Raw genomic sequence first — 20,499 nt, forward strand, 5'->3', positions numbered from 1 at the left:
CCTCCCTGAAGGCACCACCAGCCCCATCCAGGCACCACCCACCCGATCGTCGCTCCTGACAAGGGGGATCCATGCCCGCCCGCAACGGAACCAGCTCCGACCCGGCCATCGCTCTCGTCGGCATCGGGTGCCGTTACCCGGGCGGGGTGGTCGACCCCGAGTCCTTCTGGCGCGTCCTGCGCGACGGCGTCGATGTCATCGGGGAGATACCGCCCGAGCGCTGGGGACCGGAGTACATCAGCGAGGACGGCTCGGCCCCCGGCACCGGCTACTGCCGCTGGGCCGGTGTCCTGCCCGGGCTCGACCGCTTCGACGCGGACTTCTTCGGCATCTCCTTCCGCGAGGCCCGCGAGATGGACCCGCAGCAGCGGCTGCTGCTCGAGGTCTCCTGGGAGGCCCTGGAACACGCGGGCCTGACCAAACCGCGCCTGTCCGGATCGAGGACCGGCGTGTTCTTCGGCATGCTCGGCATGGACTACACGCTGCTGCACTCCAAGACGCGCGGTGTGAAGGCCATCGACCCCTACTACGCCAGCGGCAAGGAGTTCAGCTTCGCGCCCGGCCGGGTCGCCTACACCCTGGGGCTGCACGGGCCGGCGCTCGCCGTGAACACCGCCTGCTCCTCGTCCCTGGTCGCCGTGCACCTTGCCTGCCGCTCCCTGGCCAGCGGCGAGGCCGACACCGCGCTGGCCGGCGGCGTCAACGTGCTGGCCACCCCCGAGCTGTCCATCTTCATGAGCAAGGTGCAGGCCCTGTCCCCCACCGGCCGCTGCAAGCCGTTCTCGGCCGCGGCGGACGGCATCGTCCGGGGCGAGGGCTGCGGTGTCGTCGTACTGAAGCGGCTCGACGACGCCCTCGCCGACGGCGACCGGGTGCTCGCCGTGATCCGCGGCAGCGCCTTCAACCACGACGGCCGCAGCGCCGGCCTCACGGTGCCCAACGCCTCCGCGCAGGAGTCCCTGCTGCGGGACGCGCTCACCCGCGCCGACGCCCGGCCGGAGCAGGTCGCCTTCGTCGAGGCGCACGGCACCGGCACCCCGCTCGGCGACCCGATCGAGGCATACGCGCTGCAGCAGGTGTTCGGACCGGGCCGCGAGCACCCGCTGCACATCGGCTCGCACAAGGCCAACTTCGGGCACACGGACGCGGCGGCCGGTGTCGCCGCGCTCATCAAGACCGTACTGACCGCCCGGCACCGCCTGGTCCCGCCGCAGCTGCACCTGGGCACCCCCAACCCGGCCATCCCCTGGAACGACGGCCCGCTGACCATCTCCCCCGAGGCCGTCCCGGTCGACGGCGCGGGCGAGGAGACGCTGTACGGGGTGAGCGCCTTCGGGCTCAGCGGCACCAACGCGCACCTGCTGCTGTCCGCCCCGGCCGAGGAGCCGCAGCCGGTGACGGGGCATCAGGAGCCGTCGCCGGCCGTGCTGTTGCTGTCCGGTTCCACCGAGCAGGCGCTGCGGGAGCGGGCCCGCGATCTCGCCGAGGCGCTGGACGGCGACCGCCCGCTGCCGGACGTGCTGCACACCGCGGCCGTACGGCGCACCCACCACGAGGCACGCGCCACCGTGATCGCCGCCGACGCCGCGCAGCTGCGCGCCTCGCTGCGGGAGCTCGCCGAGGGCGAGCCGGACGAGCGCACCGTCACCGGCACCGCCGAGCCGCGCCGCCGGCACCGTACCGTCTTCGTCTTCTCCGGCCAGGGCTCGCAGTGGCGCGGCATGGGCCTGGACCTGTGGGACCGGGAGCCGGTGGCCGCCGCCTCGCTGGAGCGCAGCGACGAGGTGCTGCGCGCCGCCGGGCTGCCGGGGCTGCGCGAGCTGCTCGGCGGCGACCGTCTCGCCGACACCGAGCTGGCCCAACCCGTTGTCGTAGCACTGCAGTTGGCGCTTGCGGAGGTGTGGCGGGCGCGGGGTGTGGAGCCGACGGACGTGATCGGCCACAGCCTCGGCGAGATCTCCGCCGCCTGCTTCACCGGCGCCCTCGACCTGCCCGCGGCGCTCGGCCTCGCCGTGCGGCGCGGCCGGATCATGGCCGCGGCCGCCGGAACCGGGCGGATGCTCGCGGTGGCGCTGCCCGAGGAGGAGGCGGTGGCCACCGCCGCCGGCACCGGCCGCGTGGTCACCGTCGCCACCGTCAACGGGCCGTCGGCCACCGTGCTGGCCGGGTCGGAGGAGGATCTGAGGGCCATCGCGGCGCTGCTGCGCGAGCGGAACGTCTCGGCCCGCTTCGTCCCCGGCGACTACGCCTTCCACAGCCCGGCGATGGCGCCCTTCGCCGAGCGACTGCGGGCGGAGCTGGACGGCCTGACACCGAGCCCGCGCCCGGAGGCGTTCGTCTCCACCGTCTTCCCCGACGCGCCGCCCGCCGTGCTGGACGCGGACTACTGGGCGGCCAACGTCCTCAGCCCGGTGCGCTTCTGGCCGGCGGTGAAGAACCTGATCGCCAACCAGGGCGCCGACTTCGTCGAGATCGGCCCGCACCCCACCCTGGTCCGCCCGATCGGCGACGGCCTGACCGCGCTGCGCCGCCCGGGCGTCGCGGTCGGCTCGCTGCGCCGCGACGCGGACGGGCCCGCCACCCTGCTCGCCGCGCTCGCCGAACTGCACTGCGCGGGCGCGGACGTCCGCTGGGACGGCCTGCTGCCCGGCAGGCCGACGGACCTGCCCCGGCACCCCTGGCAGCACGAGTCGTTCTGGCTGCCGGAGGTGACACCGGGCACGCAGTACGCGCCGGGCGCCGTGCCGGACGCGGTGGCGCGCCCCGCGCAGCTCGCGGTGCAGCTGATCGACGAGTCGGGCAACCCGCTGGGTCCGGCGCGCCGGCTCGACCTCGGCGGCGGCGCCCCGGGCGAGGCGCTCACCGGCGACCTGCCCGTCCCCGACCTCACGACCCCGGCGGAGCTCCCCCCCTCCGCCGGTGACTCCCCGGCCGCGGCCCCCACCCCCGACGGGTCCGGCCGGGAAGTCGATTCGTCCGCCGCCGCTTCCGCGAGGAGGCGGAGCGGGGCGGCGGCGGACATCACCGCACCGCGAGAGGGCGGCGCCACGGCCCCCGGCGGTACCGCGCCGGGCAGCGGCCCGGCCGGCGGGACCGACCGGCAGCGCCGCGGCCTGATGCGCCGCACCACCGAGGTGCTGGCCTCGGTGCTCGGCCAGGACCCGGGCCGGCGCATCCCGCCCCGGCGCGGCTTCGCCGACCTCGGCCTGGACTCGCTGACCATCGTGGAGTTCGTGGACCGGCTCGGCATGGAGCTGGGCCTGGACATCCCGCTGTCCACCCCGTTCGAGCGGCCTTGCCTGGACGAACTGGTCGACCACCTGCTGCCGCTGGTGGCACAGCGTGAGGCAGCGGCCGCCGGGCCGGGCGAAGCGGCGCGGACCGGCGTGGACACACCGGCCGAGCAGCAGCCGGCCGAACCCGCCGCGGCCGCCGCTCCGGCCTCCCCCGCCGACGACCCGATCGCCGTCGTGGGCATGAGCTGCCGCTTCCCCGGCAGCCCCACCGTCGGCGACTACTGGCAACTGCTGCGCGACGGCCGCGTCGTCATCCGGGACGTGCCGCCGGACCGCTGGGACGGTCAGGCGTTCCTGTCCGACGGCGCCTGGACGCCCGGCACCATCACCTCGCTGCGCGGCGGCTACCTCGACGACGTCCGCGGCTTCGACGCGGCCTTCTTCCGGGTCTCCCCCCGCGAGGCGCGCAGCCTCGACCCGCAGCACCGGCTGTTCCTGGAGGTCGCCTACGAGGCGCTGGAGGACGCGGGCGCCACCCGGGACCGGCTGCGCGGCTCGGCGACCGGCGTCTTCGTCGGGATGAACAGCTCCGACCACTCCCAGCAGGTGGCGGGCCGGCTGCAGGACGTCGACCTGTACTACGGCACCGGCAACTCCTTCGCCGGGGCGGCCGGACGGCTGTCGTACTTCCTGGGCCTGACCGGTCCCAGCATGGCGGTGGACACCGCCTGCTCGTCCTCGCTGACCGCGGTGCACCTGGCGATCCAGAGCCTGCGCTCCGGGGAGAGCGACCTCGCGGTGGCCGGCGGCGTCAACGTGATCCTCAGCCCGGTCATCCCCGTCTCGGTGTCGGCCGGCGGCGCCCTGTCGCCCTCCGGGCAGTGCCGCACCTTCGACGACGCGGCCGACGGCTACCTGCGCGGCGAGGGTTCCGGAGCGGTCGTGCTGAAGCGGCTGTCGCAGGCCCTGGCCGACGGCGACCGCGTCTACGCCGTGCTGCCCGGCAGCGCGGTCAACCAGGACGGCGCGAGCAGCGGACTGACCGTGCCCAACGGCACCGCGCAGCGTGCGCTGATCGAACAGGCCCTGGACCAGGCCGGGTTGAGCGGTCGCGAGGTCGGTTACGCGGAGGCGCACGGCACCGGCACCCCGCTCGGCGACCCGATCGAGCTGCGGGCGCTCGCCCAGTCGCTCAGGCCCGAAGGCGCCGACGGCGCGCCGCTGCTGGTCGGTTCGGCCAAGCCCAACATCGGGCACCTGGAGGCGTCCGCGGGCATGGCGGGCCTGATCAAGGCCGTCCTCGCGGTGCACCACGGTCAGATCCCGCCGCACGTCGGTGTCACCACCCGCCCGACGTCCCAAGTGCGCTGGGAGGAGATGGGACTGGCGATCGCCGAGGGCGGCGAGAGCTGGCCCGAGCCGGACCGGCGCCGCATCGCGGGCGTCAGCTCCTTCGGCTTCACCGGCACCAACGCGCACATCGTCGTCGCCGAGCCGCCCGTCGCACCGGAGACCGGGCGCTCCGGGGGCCGCGCGCCGGAGACGGACCGGCCCGCGGACCGCTTCGCGCTGCCCCTGTCGACGGCGCAGGAGTCCGCGCTGCCCGCCGCCGCCCGGCAGTACCTCGACCTGCTGGAGTCGGCCGACACGGACGTCCTGGCCGACCTCGCGTACACCGCGGGAGCGCGCCGCAGCCACCTGGAGCACCGGGCCGTCGCGGTGGGCCGGGACCTGGTCTCGGTCCGCTCGGCGCTGCGCGCCCTGGCCAAGGGCGGCGAGCACCCCGGCGTGCTCACCGGCACCGCCGACACCGTCCGCTCCTGCGTGTTCGTCTTCTCCGGCTTCGGCTCCCAGTGGGCCGGCATGGGCCGCCGGCTCCTCGTCAGCGAGCCGGTGTTCCGGGACGCGGTGCTGGCGTGCGAGGAGGAGATGCGCAAGTGGATCGCCTGGTCGCCGCTGGCCTCGCTGCGCGGCGAGCCGGACAGCCGGCCCTTCGACCAGGGCATCCCGCAGGAGCTGATCTTCGCCGTGCAGGTCGGCCTGGTGGAGCTGTGGCGCAGCTGGGGCGTGGAGCCGGCGGCGGTCGTCGGCCACAGCATGGGCGAGGTCGCCGCCGCCTGGGCGGCCGGGGCTCTGACGCTGGCGCAGGCCGCGGAGGTGCTGTGCCTGCGCTCGCGGCTGCTGGACACCCTGGTCGGCACCGGCGGCTCGGTCGTGGTGGGGCTGAGCCGCGAGGAACTCGCCCCCTACCTGGTGCTGTACGAGGACAAGCTGGGCATCGCCACCGTCAACGGCCCGCGCACCACGGTCGTCGCCGGCGCCCTCGACGCGCTGGAGGAGCTGACCGAGGAGCTGACCGAGGCGAACGTGTTCGTGCGGCGGGTGAAGGTGCCGGTGGCGCCGCACTCCCCGCTGATGGACCCGCTGCGCGAGCGGCTGGTGTCCGGGCTGGCGCACCTGACGCCGTCCGAGGCCCGCGTGCCGGTGTACTCGGCGGTGGCCGGCGGCGAGGTGTCCGGGCTCGACCTGACCGCCGAGTACTGGGGCCGCAACCTGCGCGACACCGTCCTCTTCCAGGACGCGGTGAGCGCGGTGGAGGACGCCGAGGAGCGGGTGTTCGTCGAGATCTCCCCGCACCCGGTGCTGGTGTCCGGCACCGAGGAGTCCCTCGCCGCGGCCGGGGCCGGTCGCCCGCTGGCGCTGCCCTCGCTGGTCCGCGACGAGGACGAGGTGGGCGCGCTGCTCACCACCTTCGGCGCGCTGCACGCGCACGGCGTGCCGGTCGACTGGGCCGCGTTCGCGGGAGACGGCCGCCGCGTGGTGGACCTTCCCCTGTACCCGTGGCAGCGCAAGGAGCACCGCCTGCCGGACCTGCCGGCGGACCGCACGGGCGGTTCGGGCAGCCTGGTCGGCACCCCGGTCCGGCCGGCCCACGCGCCGTGGACCGCGCTCGTCCCGGTGAGCGTCGACGGCACCCGCAGCCCCTGGCAGACGACCGGCGAGGGACCCCGTACGGCGGTGTCGGCGGCCGCCCTGCTGGAGGCCGCGCTCGGCACGGCCGCCGCCACCGGACCGGCCGCGCCGGCGCTGAACGGGGTGCGGTTCGGCACGCCGCCGCGCACGGACGGCGAGAGCCGGGCGGAGCTGCAGGCGGTCGCCGACACCCGGCAGGGCACGCTGGTGCTGCACTGCCTCGCCGAGGACGCGCCCGCCGAACCGGCGCTGACCGCGGCGATGGGCCTGCCGGAGGACTTCGCCGCGCCCGCCGCCGATCCGGCGCCGCTCGCCGACGACGAGCCGCTGCGGGCCACGCTCGCCGAGGCGTTCCCGGCGTTCGGCGTGGAGTCGGCGGGCAGCGGACGGGGCTGCGCGGAGGTCACCGTCCGGGTGCCCGACGCGGCCGCCCGGCACCGGCTGCCCGCCGAACTGCTGCGCCTGGCCCTGCACCTGATCGCCGACGCGCCGGCGGACGGAGTCGCGGCGATCGGCTCGGTGCGGGTGAAGGCGGCCGTCGACGGCACCGTACGACTGCGCCGCGGGCCGGTGCGCCGGGCGGCCGACGGGCCGGCGGAGGCGGACGTGACGGTGCTGGACGCCGCGGGCCGGACGGTGCTGGAGCTGACCGGGCTGCGGCCGGCCGCCGCCGCGTCGCCGGTGCCCGCGGACGCCGGCCGCGACCGGCTGGAGAGCCTGCTGTACCGGATGGTGTGGACCCCGGCGGGGCAGCGCCCGGCCGGTGCCGAGCAGGACGCCGCAACGCCGCCCGCGACGCGCTGGCTGGTGTGCGGCGACACCGAGCACCTGGCCGGAGCGGTGGCGGAGCAGCTGAGGGCGGCCGGGTGCGAGGTGCGCCGGGTGCGCTCGCAGGCCGCGCCGCCGTCCGCCGATCCGCACGACCTCGCCCTGGACCCGGCCGACCGGGACGCCTGGCGGACCCTGCTCGCCGTGCACGCCAACTCGCCGACCACCGGCATCTGCGACCTGTGGCCGCTGGAGGACCTCGACTCGCGCCCGGACGGCTGGCCGGCCACGGTCGCGCTGACCGCGGCCCTCGCCGACGCCGAGGGTCCCGCGCCCCGGCTGTGGCTGGTCACCCGGCACGCGCTGCTGCCGACCGGCCACGCCGGCTACCCCGACGGCAACCAGGGCGCGCACGCCGGCCTCGGCCGGACGCTGGCGATGACCCGCCCCGACGCGTGGGGCGGCCATGTCGACCTGACGCACGGCAGCGCCGAGGAACTGCGCGTGCTGGTGACCCGGATGCTGGGCGTGCCCGGCGACGAGCACGTCCGCGTCGAGCATTCCGCGGTGCTGGTCGGCTCCCTGGTGCGCGGCGTCGCGCCGCGGCCCGCCGAGCGCGGGCCGCTGTCCGCGGACCGCTGGCACCTGGTGACCGGCGGAGGCGGCGCGCTGGCGCCGTGCGCGGTGGACTGGCTGGTGGGCGCCGGTGCCCGGCGGATCGTCCTGGTGGACACGGACCCGGCGGACGCGGCGCGTGCCACGCCCGCCGACCGGATCGCCGCCTGGCGTGCCGCGGGCGCCGAGGTCCGCACCGTCGCCACGCACGGCTCACGCGGTGAACTGTCCTCGCTGGTGGAGGAGTTGCGCGCGGAGTGCGGGATCGCGTCGGTGGTGTGCGCCGGCTCGCCGGGGGCCGCCGTGCCGCTGGAGGAGACGACGGAGGCGCTGCTACGGGCCGAGCTGAACCGGGGCGGGACCGCCGAGCTGCTGCACCGGCTGACCGCGAAGGACCCGGTGGGCCTGTTCGTCCTGCTGGGCTCGGTGCCGGGCACCTGGGGCGGCGCGGTCACCGGCGCCTCGGCGCCGTCGGACTGGGCGCTGCGGGCGCTGGCGGCGCGCCGCCGGGCGACCGGCCTGCCGGTCACCCACCTGGAGCTGATGCCCCTGGCGGGCAGCGAACTCCTCGACGAACGGACGACTTTACTGCTGAAGACCAGCGGCATCGGCCCGCTGCGGGAGGAGGACCTGATCGCCGCGCTCGACCTGCTGGCCGGGGAGGACTCGGTGCACTGGGCGGTCGCCGACGTGGACTGGGAGCAGTTCCGCGCGGCGCTCGCCGACGCCCCGCACCGGCGGCTGTTCGCCGAGGTGCTGGGGTCGGGGCGGCGGGAGGACGGCACCGGTTTCGTGGCCGGGCTCGACGCGCTCGACCCGGACCAGCGCCGGGACCGGACGCTGGACTGGGTGTGCGGGCAGGTCGCGGCGGTGCTCGGCCTGTCGGAGGACGAACTCCGCGCCGACCAGGGCTTCTTCGACCTCGGCATGGACTCGGTGATGTCGCTGACGCTGCGCCTCAGGCTGTCCCGGGAGCTGGATGTGGAGCTGTCCTCGACGGTCGCCTTCGAGCACCCCACCGCCCTGGCGCTGACCGCGCACCTGCTGGAACGCCTCGGTTATCCGGCCGACGCCGCGGACGGCGGCGGCCCGCACGACCCCGCGGCCGAGCCGTCGGCGGCGGAGGGCGCCGCCGACGCCTCCGACCTCGACGAGCTCGACGACGACGAACTGCTACGCCAGTTGGAGGCGGAGATCTCCGACTCGCAGAACTTCGGGTTTGAGGAGAACCGATGACGAAGAGCCCCGCCGAGCAGCCCAGCCAGGACGTCCTGCGCGGCCGGCTGAAGGACTCCCTCGGCACCATCCGCACTCTGCGCGCCCGGGTTCAGGAGCTGCAACGGCCGCAGCCGCTCGCGGTGATCGGCATGTCCTGCCGGCTGCCGGGCGGCGCGAGTCCCGAGGAGTTCTGGCAGTCGCTCACCGACGGCCGTTCCCTGACGGCGCAGTTCCCCGAGGAGCGGCACTCCGTCGCCGGTTTCTACCATCCCGACCCCGATCACCCGGGGACCGCCTACACGCTGGCCGGCAACTTCCTCGAAGGGCCGGTGGACACCTTCGACCCCACCGTCTTCGGCATCTCACCGCGCGAGGCGGCGGGCATGGACCCGCAGCAGCGGCTGGTGCTGGAACTCGCCTGGGAGGCCATGGAGAACGCCTGCCTGCCGCCCGCCGAGCTGGAGGGCAGCCGGGTCGGCGTGTTCCTGGGCGCCAGCACCAGTGACTACGTGCGGATGCGGCAGCAGAAGGGCGCGCTCGCGGACGTCGACGCCTACCAGCTGATCGGCGAGCCGAGCTTCCTGGCGGGCCGGGTGTCGTACACGTTCGGCTTCCAGGGCCCCAGCATGGTCATCGACACGGCGTGCTCCTCCTCGCTGGTGGCGCTGGAGCAGGCGGTGCTCAGCCTGCGCTCGCGGGCCTGCGACATGGCGCTGGTCGGCGGGGTGAACCTGATGCTGTCGCCGTACGGCTTCGTGCTGGTCAGCAAGTTGCGGGCGCTGTCGCCCGACGGCCGCTGCAAGACCTTCGACTCCTCGGCGGACGGGTACGCGCGCGGCGAGGGCGGCGCGCTGTTCGTGTTGAAGCGGCTCGCGGACGCGGAGGCGGACGGCGACCGGGTCCTGGCGGTGGTGCGCGGGGTGGCGACCGAGCACGACGGGCGCAGCAGCGGGCTGACGGTGCCCAACCCGGCGGCGCAGCAGAACGTGATCAGCTCGGCGCTGAAGAACGCCGAGATCTCCGCCGAGCAGCTGTCCTACGTCGAGGCGCACGGCACCGGCACCCAGCTCGGCGATCCGATCGAGCTGCAGGCGCTGAACGCGATCACCAGTGTGGGCCGCCCGGCCGACCGTCCGCTGCTGGTCGGCTCGGTGAAGACGAACATCGGCCACCTGGAGCCGGCCGCGGGCGCGGCGGGCATGCTGAAGGTGGTGCTGGCCCTGCAGCACGAGAAGCTGCCCAGGCACCTGCACCTGAACGACCCCAACCCGCAGATCCCCTGGGACCTGCTGAACGTACGGGTGACCACCGAGGACACCCCGTGGCCGCAGGGCCCCCGGCTGGCCGGCGTGTCCAGCTTCGGCGCGAGCGGCACCAACGCGCACGCGGTGCTCGGCGAGGCGCCCCGGCCCGCGCCCCGCGAGGGCGCGCCGCGCGAGGTGGGTCTGCTCACGCTGAGCGCCAACAGCCCCGAGGCGCTGCGGGAGATGGCGCGGGCGTACGAGGCGCCGGTGCGGTCGGCCGACGCGCGCGCCCTGTCGGACATCTGCTACTCGACCCACATCGGGCGCGCCCGCATGAAGCACGGGCTCAGCGTCACCGGCGACCGCGACGAACTCGCCGCGGGACTGGCCGCGTTCGCCGCCGGGGAGCGGGCCGAGCAGGCGATCGCGCACGGCCCTGCGGGCGCCAAGGCACGCCGGGTGGGCTGGATGTTCACCGGGCAGGGCTCCCAGTACGCCGGGATGGCCGCCCGCCTCGCGGCGACGGAGCCGGTGTTCGCGGAGGCCCTGGCGGAGTGCGTCGCGGCGCTCGACGAGCACCTCGACGAGCCGCTCGGCCCGGTGCTCGCCGGTGACGCGGCCGACGGGCGCATCGACCGCACGGGCTTCACGCAGCCCGCGCTGTTCGCGGTGGAGTACGCGCTGGCCCGGATGTGGGAGGCGTGGGGCGTGCGGCCGAGCGCGCTGATCGGGCACTCCCTGGGTGAGATCACCGCGGCCTGCGTGGCGGGGGTGCACTCGCTGAAGGACGCGGCGAGGCTGGTCACCGCGCGGGCCCGGCTGATGGAGGCGCTGCCCTCGGGCGGGGTGATGGAGACCCTGGTGTGCGACGAGGAGACGGTGCGCGCGGCGATCGCGGAGGCCGGGCCGGTGCCGGGCACGACGCTCGCCGCCGTGAACGGGCCCACCGACGTGGTGCTGTCCGGCCCCGCGGAGGAGGTCTCCCGGGTGGTGGAGCTGCTCGCCGCGCGCGGGGTCAAGCACCGCCCGCTGAAGGTGTCGCACGCCTTCCACTCGCCGCTGATGGCGCCGATGCTCGAGGAGTTCCGGGCCGTCACCGAGACCCTGGCCTACAACCAGCCCAAGTACCCGGTCATCTCCAACGTGACGGGCCGCGAGTGGGGCCCCGACCAGTTGCGGCCGGCCTACTGGTCGGAGCACGTGCTGGCGCCGGTGCGCTTCTACCAGGGCGTGACCCGGCTGTACGAGACCGGCTGCCGCACCTTCCTGGAGCTCGGCCCCGCCCCGGTGCTGCTGGGCCTGGGCGCCCGCTGCCTGCCCGAGGACGGGGTCGCCTGGATCCCGTCGCTGCGCAAGGACCGGGAGGACGGGCACATCGTCGGCCAGGCCCTCGGCACGCTGCACCACCGCGGCGTGGCCGTCGACTGGCAGGCCGTGCACGCCGCCGAGCGGCCGCGCCGCACCTCGCTGCCCAGCTACCCGTGGCAGCGTGAGCGGTACTGGTTCAACGACGGTGACCCAGCCGCCGACCCAGCCCTGCTGACCGCCGACGACGCGCCCGGCGCACTCTTCGAGGGGCACATGCTGTCCGGGCCGCCCACCTTCTCCCCCCGGCTCGACCAGCTCGACGAGGTGTTCGTGCAGACCGGCCAGGACGGCCGCCGTCAGGTGTCGGCGGGCGGGTTCTGCAACTGGGCGCTGGCCGGCGCGGCGAAGCTGCCCGGCGCGCAGCCGAGGCTGGTGGACCGATTCGTGGTGGGCGAGCCGCTGCTGCTCGACCCCGAGCACCGGCCGGCGAAGATCCGCGTGTACGTGCTGCCGCAGGACGACGAGGGACGCTCGCTGTTCCTGTGCTTCTCGCGGCAGGGCGTGGAGTCCGCGGAGAGCGGCAGTTGGCGGCTGCACGCCCGCGGTGTGCTGGTGCGCCGCCCGCCCGCCGACGCCGGCGGCGACCTCGCGGCCATCCGCGCCCGCTGCGTGCCGGTCGGCCGGGACACGATCACCGTGCCGGGCTGGGCCGAGGCCGTCGTGGGCGAGGTGTACCAGGGTCCGGGCGAGGTCCTCGCGGAGGTCAGCCAGGCGGCGGAGCGGCTGCCCCGGGGGGCCCTGCTGGACGTGACGCTGGGCCTGCTGCGCCAGTCGGAGCACGCCCCCGAGCCGGGCGAGCCGCAGCCCACGGCGGTCCCCTCGGGCACCCGCCGCTACGTGCACGGCTGGCTGGCCCCGTCCGCGGGCGACGGCGAGCTGCGCGGCGGCCTGGAGATCCTGGGCGCCGACGGCAGCGTACTGATCGCGATGCGGGACGTGCAGCTGCGCCCGCAGGCCGCGCCCGCCGCGCCGGAACCGGCCCGCGGAGCGCACGAGGACACGGTGTGGCAGGAGGTGTGGCGGCCCGCCGACGCGGCCCGGTTCACGCAGCGCGGCCTGCGCGGCGAGCGGGTGCTGCTGCTCGGCGGTGAGACGGCCGCCCGGGCGGTCACCGAGCGGCTGGTGCTGCGCGGCGCCGACGTCACCCGCACCGACTCCACCGCCGAGGCTGCCGTACGGGCGCTGCGGGCGAACGGGGCGTACCAGCACGTGGTCCTGCTCGGCGGGCTCGATCTGCCGCTGTCCGGCTTCGACTCCGGTTCGGTGCGCCAGGCCCGGGAGAGCGTCGAGCACGTCTTCCTGGCGGTGGCCCGGACGCTGGCCGAGGCGGAGACGGGGACCCGGATCTGGGCGGTGACCCGGGGCGCCCAGTGGACGGGCACCGGGCAGCGCGAACTGTGCGTGCCGGCGGGCCCGTTGTGGGGTCTGGGCAAGGTGACCGCGCTGGAGCACCCCGAGCTGTGGGGCGGTCTGCTGGACCTGGACCCGGCGGGCGGCGCCGACGAGGCGGAGCAGATCGCCGAGCTGCTGGCCACCGAGACGGTGGAGGACCTCACGGCGCGGCGCGGCGAGGAGCTGCTGGTGCCGCGTCTGGTGGCGGTGCCGCAGGCGGAGGAGCCGGTCCCGCCGCGCCTGAGCGACCTCGGCAGCTATCTCGTCACCGGCGGCCTCGGCAGCCTGGGCCTGCTGGTCGGCGAGTGGCTCGCCCGGTCCGGCGCGGGCACGGTCGTGCTCATCGGCCGCACCGGACTGCCGGACCGGTCGCGCTGGGACGCGCCGGACCTCGACGACGCGACCGGCGCGAAGATCGCCGGGGTGCGGCGGATCGAGGCCCAGGGCGCGGACGTGCGGATCGAGGCGATCGATGTGTGCGACGAGACGGCCCTGCGCTCTCTGACCGATCAACTCGGCCTGGCGGGGCGCCCGTTGCGCGGTGTGGTGCACGCGGCCGGCCTGTCGGAGCCGCAGTTCCTGCGGGAGAGCGACCCCGAGACGTACGACCGCTGCCTGCGTCCCAAGGCGGACGGCACCTGGGCGCTGCACAACGCGACCGTCGACCAGGACCTGGACCTGTTCGTGTCGTTCTCCTCGATCGCCTCGGTGTGGGGCTCGCAGCACCTGGCGGGCTACGCGGCGGCAAACGCCTTCCTCGACTCCTTCGCGCACCACCGCAAGCTGCGGGGCCTGGCCGCCACGACCGTCAGCTGGGGGCCGTGGGGCGCCCGGTCGGGGCTCGCGGACGACTCGGTGATGGCGTTCCTGCGCTCCATCGGGCTGGTGCAGCTCGATCCGGAGCACGCGCTGGAGCTGCTCGGCGAGGCCATCGCCGACGGCGTGGCGCACCGCACGGTGTGCTCGGCGGACTGGGCGCTGTTCCGGGACCTGATGGAGGCTCGCCGGGAACGGCCGATCCTCAGCGAGATACGCAGCGCGCCCGCTCAGGCCGGGGGGACCGATCCCGAACTGGGCCCGCTGACGGCGAAGTTGATCGGGCTCGACCATGCCGACCGGCTCGCCGAGCTCAACGAGTACATCCGGGTACAGCTCTCCGCGATCCTGCGCATGGAGCTGGACACCCTCACCGAGGACACGCGCCTCGCCGACATGGGTCTGGACAGCCTGATGGTCATGGAGCTCATCAGCCGCTGCCGGGACGACCTGCGCCTGGAGATCAACAGCCGCGACTTCTTCGCCTGCCCGGGCATCCACTGGGGCGCCCATCTCCTGGAGCTGGTCGAACAGCGGTACCCGGCCGGCCGGAAGACACCGGCAGCCCGGGCGTGACCGCCGGGGCCCGTCTTCCGGGGTGTTGAAGGAAGACGGGCCCGGACCCAGCAATCCGCCTCGACCACTGGAGGAACGAGCATCATGCAGCCACTGCCCGCGTCCCATCCGTCCGGCAGGGCGGACCATGACGTCGCCATTCTGGGCGCCGGCATCGCCGGGTCCGTCCTGGCCGCCATCCTGTCCCGCAACGGCGTGAAGACCGTGCTGATCGACGCGGGGACGCACCCCCGGTTCGCGGTGGGCGAGTCCACGATCCCCTACACCTCGGTGATGCTGCGCATCCTCGCCGCCCGCTACCGGGTGCCGGAGATCGCCCACCTGAGCCACTTCTCCACGATGCGCTCCAAGGTGTCCTCCAACTCCGGGCAGAAGCGCAACTTCGGCTTCGTGTACCACCGCGAGGGCCAGAAGCAGGACCCGCACGAGATCAACCAGTTCGTGATCCCGGTGGCCCTGTCCACCGAGTCGCACATGTTCCGCCAGGACGTCGACGCCTACATGTACAACGTGGCGCTGCGCTACGGCACCACGGGCCGGCTGGCCACCCGGGTCACCGACGTCGCCATCGACGGCTCCGGCGTCACGCTCGCGGTGGACAACGGGCCGGACGTCCGCGCCCGTTACATCGTGGACGCCGGCGGGCACAACTCGCCGCTGGCCCGCAAGTTCGGCCTGCGCGACGAGGTCCCGCAGCAGCGCACCCACTCGCGCACCCTCTTCACCCACATGATCGGGGTGCGCCCCTACGACGACTGCCCGGCCGCCCGGGGGCACGACAACCCCAGCCCCTGGCACGAGGGCACGCTGCACCACATCTTCGACGGCGGCTGGCTGTGGGTGATCCCCTTCGACAACCACAAGGGCGCCACCAACCGGCTGTGCAGCGTCGGCCTCACGCTGGACCCGCGCCGCCACCCGAAGACGGACACCCCGCCCGAGCAGGAGTTCGCCCGGTTCCTGGAGCGTTTCCCGGCCATCGCCCCGCAGTTCAAGAACGCGACGGCGGCCCGCCCGTGGGTGTCCACGGGCCGGCTGCAGTACTCGTCGAAGAGAATCGTCGGCGACCGCTTCTGCCTCACCTCGCACGCGGCCGGGTTCGTCGACGCGCTGTACTCGCGCGGCCTGACCAACACCACCGACGTGGTGAACTCGCTGGCCTGGCGGCTCATCGAGGCCGCCCGGGACGACGATTTCTCCGCGGAGCGCTTCGCCCACGTCGAGACCCTTCAGCAGGGCCTGGTGCGGGCCCACGACGACGTCGTCGGGTCCTCCTTCACGTCGTTCCGCGACTACGGCATGTGGAACGCGACGTTTCGCATGTGGGCCCTGGGCACGGTGCTCGGCACCCTCAACGCCCAGGACGCGCTGACCCGTTTCCAGCGCACCGGCGACCACATGATCTGGCGGGAGCTGGAGGCCCAGCCGCACCCGGGCGCCCTCTTCCCGGCCAGCGTCGGCTTCAACAAGATCACCGACGCGGCCTGGTCGGCCTGCCGGGACGTCGAGGCCGGCCTGATGACGCCGGACCGGGCCACCGGCGAGCTGTTCGACCTGCTGCAGGACGACGCCTACGCCCCGCCGCCGTTCGGCCTGCACGACCCGGCCAACCGGTTCTACAACCCCAACCCGCCGCGGATGCTGCGCACCATGCACTGGGCCAGGCGCGGCCCGGCGGCTCCCGACACCGGACCCGTCGTGGCCAGCGCGCTGGGCGGCTTCCTGCGCTCCCGATTCCACAAGAGCGCCTGAGGGCGAAGGAGGAGAGCACCATGCCCAAGGACGAAGAGGCGCCGAGGCCGACGAAAAACAGAGCGACGGACAGAGCGACGGACAACCCGGGTACGCGCGGCCGCCGGTCGCGGCCGGCCGCGACCCCGAAGGACGTCCGGGCGCGCCGCCCGGCCCGCCCGGCGGACGACAGGAGCACGGCCGGCCCGGCAGACGGCAAGGGCGGGCGGACGACGCCCGGAACGGCGGCGGACGCGGCCCGGGACAGCGGCTGGCTGGAGGGCGCCGAGGCAGTGGGCGCCGCCGAGTCCGCCCTCCCCGACGAACCGGACGACACCTGGCCGGAGGACATCCGGACGGCGAGCGTCCAGCTCGCAGCCACCCGGACCGGAGGCGACCTGGCCGGAGGCGCCCGGGCCGGAGGCGACCTGGCCGGGAGCGCCCGGGCCGGAGGCGACCTGGCCGGGGACGCCCGGACCAGAGGCAACCTGGCCGGGGACGCCCCTGCCGGGGGCGCCCTGGCCGGGGCCGACCGCGCCGTATCCGTCCGCGCCGGAGGCGACCGTGCCGCGGGCGACGCCGTGGTGGACGGGTCGTCGCGGATCGTGGCCGCGGCGGCGGAGGAGGCTCGGGCCGCCGTCGCGGCGGCACCCGCGTCCCGCCACAAGGTCGCCGTGCTCGGCGCGCATCTGGGCGGCGGCATGCTCGCCGCGATCCTGGCCCGCGCCGGCCTCGACGTGGTCCTGGTGGACTCGGCGCACGACGCCTCGATCCCGGCGGGCGAGACGACGGTCCCGTACACCGCGGAGGTGTTCGAACTGCTCGCGCGCCGCTACGGCGTACCGGAGCTCGCGGCGCTCGGCCACTTCGGGCAGCTGCCCGCGTCGGTGCGCGCCGGATCCGGGCTGAAGTCGAGCATCGGCTTCGTCTACGCCCGCCCCGGCGCCCGCGTCCGCCCGCACCAGAAGCTGCAGTTCAACGTGCCCAGCGAGCACGGCGAGTCGCACCTGTACCGCCCGGAGGTGGACGCCTGGGTGCACCGTGTCGCCGTCGGCCACGGGGCGAAGGCGCCGCAGGGCCGTCCCGCGCTGAAGGACGTGCGGGGCGAGGCGGGCGACTTCACGATCGAACTGGCCGACGGCAGCAGCGTGGCCGCCGAGTTCGTGGTCGACGTGTCCGGGCCGGACGCCCCGATGCTGGCCCGTCTGGGGCCGGAGCCGGCGCTGCGTCCGCTGCGCCACTCCTCTCGGGTGCTCACCGCGCACCTGCGGGGCGTGCGCCCGCTGGAGCGGCGGGTGGACCCGGGCCCCGGCGGCACGGCGTGGACGGGCGGCACGACCCAGGTGGTCTTCCCCGGGGGGTGGATCCAGCTGGTGCCGTTCGGCTCCGAGCGGGACGCGGACGACGCGCTGACCAGTGTGGCGGTCAGTCTGGACACCAAGCTGTGGCCGCAGGGTTCGGCGTCCCCGGAGGAGGACTTCCAGGAGCTGGTCCGTCAGTTCCCGGATCTGGCCTGGCAGTTCGAGAAGGCGACCACGGTGCGCCCGTGGACGAGCGCGGAGCCGTGGCAGTACGCGGCGACCGCGGCGGCGGGCCCCGGCTTCGTCGTCCTCGACCGCTCCGCCGTACGCTGCGACTTCACGCTCTCCCGGGACGTCACGCTGACCGCGGAACTCGTGCACGAGGCGGCGGCGCACATCATGGCGGCGGCGGCCGAGGACGACTGGTCGGTGGCGCGGTTCACGGCCCTGGAGTCCTTCCAGGCGGCCCTGATCGAGCACAGCGAGCGGCTGCTGGGCACGGCGCTCGCGGCCACCACGGACTTCCGGCTGTGGAACGCCTTCTGCCGGGTGTGGCTGCTGCACTCGATGTTCGCCGCACTGTCCCTGAAGCGGGCCCGCAACGACGCCCTGGCGTGGGCCGGTCATCCCGGACAGTGGCGGGAGCTGGGCAAGCAGCGGGGCGCGGGGCTGTGGTTCCCGGTGTATCCCGGTTTCGTCGCGCTGTTCGACGACATGGACCGGCTGGTGCGCCAGGTCGCCGACAACCGGATGGACGCGGGCGCCGCGGCCGAGCGGATCTTCGGCCAATTGCGTCAGGCCTCGTTCGTGCCGCCGCTGTTCGGCTTCGGCGATCCGACCGACCGCTACTACAACTTCACTCCCCTCAAGCGGATCAAGACCCTGCTGTGGGCCAAGCGCCGGGCCCCGCACATGGTCCGGCGGGTGCTCACGCCGGGGGCCACCGTTTCCCCCAGCGTCGAGCGGTGACCGGCCGGCCGGGCGTCTCCTGACGGCACCCGGCCGCGAGCCGCCGTTCCGTGCCCGCCGGGCGGGCGGAGAGCGGAACGGCGGCTTCGTATGCGGGCGTCCGGTGGCGGCGCGGTGCGCCTCGTGTGCGGACGGCGACTGCCGGTTCCGGCCAGCCCGCCCACCGGCGCGTCCGGCGTGGCTGGACACGGCGCACGGCCAACGGAATGCTCCCTACCGGGGAGTCACCGCATGTGGAATGCTGGTAACGTTGATTTCCACATCCCATGAATTAACGGAGGGGCAATGAGTAACGGAGCCGGGAGCCCCTGCCCGAACAGCACCGGCAGCCGTCGCGGCGCCACCCCCCGCGCGGGCCGCCCCACCCGGGGCGGAGGCCGGCGGCCGGGTCAGAGCGGCACCAGGAACCAGATCCTCGCCGCCGCTCTCGAACTCTTCGCGGACAAGGGCTACTCGGGCACCACGATGCGCGGCATCGCCCAGCAGGCCCGGGTCGACCCGGCGCTCATCCACCACTTCTTCAACAACAAGGACGGCCTGTTCCAGGACGCGGTCTCCTCGCGCCTCGACATGTCCGCCCTCTTCGACTCCCTGACCGACGACGAGGTGCAGGCGGGCCTGCAGAGCCGCGGCGAGTGGGTCGCGCGCGCGTTCCTCTCCTTCTGGGAGGACGAGGCGACCCGGCCCGCGCTGGTCGCCGTCTACCGCACCAGCCTGTCGGACGAGGCGACGGCCAGGACCTTCCGGGACCAGATCGAGTCGTCCTTCGAGGCCTGCCTGAGCCGGTTCGTCCCCGAACGGTACGACCGCGCACCGGCGTTCACCTCGCTGGTCTCCGCGCAGCTGGCGGGTCTGGTGATGCTGCGCTACGTGCTCGCGGTGGAGCCGCTCGCCTCACTGGACTTCGAGGAGCTGATGGACTGGCTCGCGCCGGCCATCCAGGTCCACTTCGACCGCCTGGCGCAGGAGTAGCCGCCGGCGGCAACGGCCCGTCCGGCACGCCCGTCCGCCCCGGCGGCGGTCCCGGAGGCCCGCGTCGCGGCGCCCTCCGCCCGCGCCAGGACGAAGACTCCCCGCCCGGCCACCAGCGCGGCGGCGGCTCCGGCCAGCGCGGTGGCCGTGCCCGCGGCGCAGCGGTCGCCGAGGACGAGGACTCCGACGACGACCGCGAACACCGGGTTGACCAGGGTGACCGTGGCCAGCGGCGCCTCCAGGCCGGTGCGGTAGGCGCGCTGGCACAGCAGGAGCCCGCCGGGCGCCAGGCAGACCACGCCGACGGCGAGCAGGACGGCCGTACCCGGCGCCCCCGTCCCCCGTCCGGTCACCTCGAGGACGGCGGTCTGGGCCAGCGCGGAGGCCGCGCCGAACGCGACACCGGCGGCGGCCGCGTACGCCAGACTGCTGACCGCCGCCCGGCGCGCGGCGAGGGCCGCCACCGTCAGGACGCCGAGGGCCACGGCGGCCAGCGCCCCGACGCCCAGCGCCTCCCGCCCCTCCAGCGGACGGCTGACGCCCGCCGAGGGGACCAGCATCAGCAGCCCGACGACGCCGGCCACGGTCGCCGCCGTGCCCGACCACTGTTCGGAGGTCATCCGGTGCCGCAGCACCGGGACCGACAGCAGCGGCGCCGCGACCAGGGTGAGCACCCCCAGCATCTGCACGGCCACCAGGGAGCCGTAGCGCAGGGCCGCGGTGTGCAGCAGCGCGCCGAGCGCGTTGAGCAGGACGGCGGCCCACCACGCGGGCGAGCGGCCGAGGCTCCGGCCGCCCGCCGCGCCGGACCGCGCGGCCGTCGACCGCTGCGCGACGGCCGCGGCCGCGTACACCAGGGCCGAGGCCGTACCGAGCGCGAGAACCGTCCACACGGTGTCAGCGATGTCCTTTCGCCGCACGGAGGCGGCATCAGCGGATCGCCGCACGGAGGCGGCATCAGCGGGCCGCCGCACGGAAGGCGGCGGTAGCAGGTCTCCGCACGGGAGACGGCGGTAGCGGGCCGCCGCACGGAAGACGGCATCAGCGGGTCGCCGCCCGGGAGGCGGTAGCGGTCGCCGCGCGGAAGGCAGCGGCAGTGGGTCGCCGCGCGGGAGACGGCGGTAGCGGGAGAAGGCGACGGGCCGGGGTGCCGCCGTCGGGCGGCGCCCCGGCCCGGACGCACGGGGGTTCCGGGGGGGGGGGGGGGGGGGTCCCCCCCCCCCCCCCCCGGGTAGTCGCTTCCGCATATTCCCGCGCGGCGGCGGGATTCCCCCGCCGGGACCTTGGGAGAGCGGGCAACAACAGGGAAGAAAAAGCAAA

Annotated in this window: 6 protein-coding genes; 5 read left to right on the top strand and 1 reads right to left on the bottom strand. The window is 75.1% G+C overall.

Annotation, left to right across the window (positions count from 1 at the left end; all coding sequences use genetic code 11):
- Positions 1–71: 71 nt before the first annotated feature.
- The 5 genes from ACZ5GT_RS28495 (at position 72) to ACZ5GT_RS28515 (ending at position 19,179) form a co-directional block, all read left to right on the top strand.
- Positions 72–8,828, top strand: a complete 8,757-nt coding sequence (locus ACZ5GT_RS28495; RefSeq protein WP_469031781.1) for a type I polyketide synthase — start codon at positions 72–74, stop codon at positions 8,826–8,828.
- The gene (locus tag ACZ5GT_RS28500; protein ID WP_469031782.1) at positions 8,825–14,206 is read left to right on the top strand and encodes a beta-ketoacyl synthase N-terminal-like domain-containing protein; all 5,382 of its coding nucleotides are present in this window, start codon (positions 8,825–8,827) and stop codon (positions 14,204–14,206) included. The genes ACZ5GT_RS28495 and ACZ5GT_RS28500 overlap by 4 nt, the downstream gene beginning before the upstream one ends.
- Positions 14,207–14,290: 84 nt before the next feature.
- A complete protein-coding gene (locus ACZ5GT_RS28505; protein ID WP_469031783.1) occupies positions 14,291–15,958 on the top strand; it encodes an NAD(P)/FAD-dependent oxidoreductase in 1,668 nt (555 codons plus the stop codon).
- A 20-nt stretch (positions 15,959–15,978) separates the two neighbouring features.
- Complete coding sequence (locus tag ACZ5GT_RS28510; protein ID WP_469031784.1) at positions 15,979–18,207, top strand: NAD(P)/FAD-dependent oxidoreductase; 2,229 nt, start codon at positions 15,979–15,981, stop codon at positions 18,205–18,207.
- 285 nt (positions 18,208–18,492) lie between these two features.
- Entirely contained in the window at positions 18,493–19,179 is a 687-nt protein-coding gene (locus ACZ5GT_RS28515; protein WP_469031785.1) for a TetR/AcrR family transcriptional regulator, read from the top strand.
- Here the strand turns inward: ACZ5GT_RS28515 and ACZ5GT_RS28520 are convergent.
- On the bottom strand, positions 19,074–20,099 hold the full coding sequence (locus ACZ5GT_RS28520; RefSeq protein WP_469031786.1) for a DMT family protein: 1,026 nt from the start codon (positions 20,097–20,099) through the stop codon (positions 19,074–19,076). The genes ACZ5GT_RS28515 and ACZ5GT_RS28520 overlap by 106 nt on opposite strands.
- Positions 20,100–20,499 lie beyond the last annotated feature (400 nt).

This window comes from Streptomyces sp. NPDC031340 (assembly GCF_055569945.1).